Source organism: Sphingomonas sp. (assembly GCF_035490575.1).
Taxonomy (GTDB): domain Bacteria; phylum Pseudomonadota; class Alphaproteobacteria; order Sphingomonadales; family Sphingomonadaceae; genus Sphingomonas.
Map to the genome: position 1 here is coordinate 1 of NZ_DATJLI010000072.1, position 2690 is coordinate 2690.

Genomic DNA, 2690 nt, shown 5'->3' on the forward strand with positions numbered 1-2690 from the left:
CGCCTGCCCTAGGGCAGCGATTCGCGCTGCCCCGCCGACCGCGCCCGGATGATGGATACGCACGCCGTCCAGATGCGGCGCGACCGCGCGCTGATAATAGCCTTCATCCTGCACGATCCCATACATGGCCAGCCGCCGCCCGGTGGCCCGCGCCACCGCGATCGCTTCCGACGCGCCCTTGTCAGGGTGCATCCGGCCAAAGAACAACAGGTCCGAACCGCCGCGTTCGTCAAAAGCGAAGTCGGCCAGCGGAATGCCGTGATGGATCGTCGCGGCATAACGCAGCGCCGGATGCCGGTCCGCATCCGAAATCGCCACATAATGCACCCTGTCCTGATAGGGCGCATACATTGGCAGGATGCGGTCCGACGAAAAGCCGTGGATCGTCGTGACCACCGGCGTGTCGACCAGATTGGCAAAGGCATGGGCCGGAAAATCGGCCTGATTGTGGATCAGGTCGAACTCGCCCGCGCGTTCGAAAACATGCGCCAAATGGCGGTGTTCCCAAACCTTGGCATCGACGCTGCCATCCTCGCTATACGGCGCCGGCACCACGGCGGCGAGGGTGGCGGCGGTCAGCGAATCGGCGGTGGCGAACAGCGTAACGTCGACGCTGCGCGCAACCAGCGCCTCGGTCAGCAGGCTCGTCACGAGTTCCCACGGTCCGTAATGGCGCGGCGGGGTGCGCCACGCGATCGGCGCGATCATCGCGATCTTCATGTCAGGATCAGGCCTTCATCGGGCATCAGCGTCAGTTCCGTGTCATCGGGCGCGGACAAAGTGGCAAGCGTGCCAAGGCGGGGCGTCAACAACCGTGCCCAGTCGGGCAATTCAAAGCGCGCCGCCGAACTTGTCAGGTTCAGCGCCATCAACACCCGCTGCTCGCCCTGTCGCCGCTCATAGGCGAGCACCGCATCGTCGGCATGGACCGGATGCCAGTCGCCCGTCGCCAGCGCCGGTGTCGCGCGGCGCAACCCCAATAGCTCGCGATGCAACCGCCACATCGACCCATTTTCCGCCCGCTGAGCCGCGACATTGCGCGTTTGCCAGTCGGCGTGCAGCGGCAGCCATGGTTCCGCCGTGGAGAATCCGGCCTGTGACGTGTCGTCCCACGCCATCGGCGTCCGCACCGGGTCGCGGCCCAGGCCCAGCCCCGGTTCGCGCAGTTCACGCGGATCGGTGACGCGATCGGGCGGGATGGTGACGTCGACCATGCCCAGTTCGTCACCATAATAAATGGTCGGCGTGCCGCGCAGCGTCAGCAGCAGCATCGCCGCCACCCGCGCCTGTGCCGCGCCGAACCGCGTCGCGGCGCGGGGCCGATCGTGATTGCCCAGCACCCAGTTGGGCCAGCCGTCGCCGGGCAGCGCCAGTTCATACGCCTCGATCAATGTCGCCAGCGCGCGCGCATTCCAAGGGGCGTCGATGAGCTGGAAATTGAAGGGCAGATGCACGCCCGGCGAGTCGGCGCTGCCATAATAACGCATCAGCCGTTCGACCGGCAGATAGATCTCCCCGATCAGCAGCTTCTCCCCATAACCGTCGGCGATCGCGCGCATCTCGGCGGCGACGTCGTGCACGTCGGGCTGGTCGGTGGAATGCAGTTGCAGCACGCGCCACATCTCCCCCATCCCCTCGCGATAATCGGGGTTGGCCGGATTGTCGGGAAAGTCGGGATGCTTGACCATGTGCCACAGCACATCGATCCGAAACCCGTCGACGCCGCGATCGAACCAGAAGCGCAGCACGTCCATCATCGCCGCGCGCAGGTCCGGGTTGCGCCAGTTCAGGTCGGGCTGTTCCTTCAGGAACGCATGGCTGTAATATTGGCCGGTGGCGGCATCATATTCCCATGCCGGTCCGCCGAAATCGCTGATCCAGTTGTTGGGCGGCCCACCCCCCGGCGCCGGATCGCGCCAGATATACCAGTCGCGCCTGGGGTTATCGCGCGATGCGCGGCTTTCCTGAAACCATGGATGCTGGTCCGAACTGTGATTCGGCACGAAGTCGAGCAACACTTTCAGACCAAGCTGATGCGCCCGCGCCAGCAGCGCGTCGAAATCCGCCAGCGTGCCAAAACGCGGATCGACGCCGCAATAATCGGCCACGTCATATCCGAAATCGGCCATGGGGGACGGAAAGATCGGCGAAATCCAAACCGCATCCACGCCCAGTTCGGCCAGAGCGGGCAGCCGCACGGCAATACCGCGCAAATCGCCCACTCCGTCTCCGTCCGAATCCTGAAAGGATCGCGGATAGACCTGATACAGCACCGCACCGTGCCACCACGGCGTCGTCATGCGAAACGCGCCTTGTCGATCCGCGTCAGGCGGCACGCTAGATCGGCCTCCCCGCTCGCCACCAGATAATGGTCGCCGCCGTCGACAATGCCGGTCGTGAACACCACGCTGTCCAGATATTTCAGGCTATCCAGATGCGCCGTCAGGTGCGGGGCCGGCTCGATCAGCGGCACATGATCGGTCGCGACGACGCGCGAAGGATCGTCGGTGTCGAGGATCGACCAATAGGTGCGGTAAATCCCGACCTCCGCCCCCGGCTCGACCCCGTGCCACAGCGTCAGCCAGCCGCGCGGCGTCTCGATCGGCGGTGTGCCCCCGCCCATGCGCGCGGTGGCGACGGTGGCGGCATGGGGCCGCATTCCCGGCTTTTCATAAGGCTTCCAGTACAGC

The 2690-nt window shown here is 65.4% G+C and carries 3 protein-coding genes; all 3 read right to left on the minus strand.

Annotation, left to right across the window (positions count from 1 at the left end; genetic code table 11):
* Nucleotides 1–720, minus strand: a 720-nt coding sequence (locus VL973_RS05440) for a glycosyltransferase (protein WP_325283015.1), incomplete at its 3' end; no start/stop codon positions are given.
* A complete protein-coding gene (locus VL973_RS05445) occupies nt 717–2300 on the minus strand; it encodes an alpha-amylase family glycosyl hydrolase (RefSeq protein WP_325283016.1) in 1584 nt (527 codons plus the stop codon). The genes VL973_RS05440 and VL973_RS05445, both read right to left, overlap by 4 nt.
* A partial coding sequence (locus VL973_RS05450) for a glycoside hydrolase family 130 protein (RefSeq protein ID WP_475526581.1) occupies nt 2297–2690 on the minus strand: 394 nt, incomplete at its 5' end. The genes VL973_RS05450 and VL973_RS05445, both read right to left, overlap by 4 nt.

Excerpts from the sequence above, each read along its gene's own strand:
- VL973_RS05445 (WP_325283016.1), bottom strand. The coding sequence starts at position 2,300 with ATGACGACGCCGTGGTGGCACGGTGCGGTGCTGTATCAGGTCTATCCG.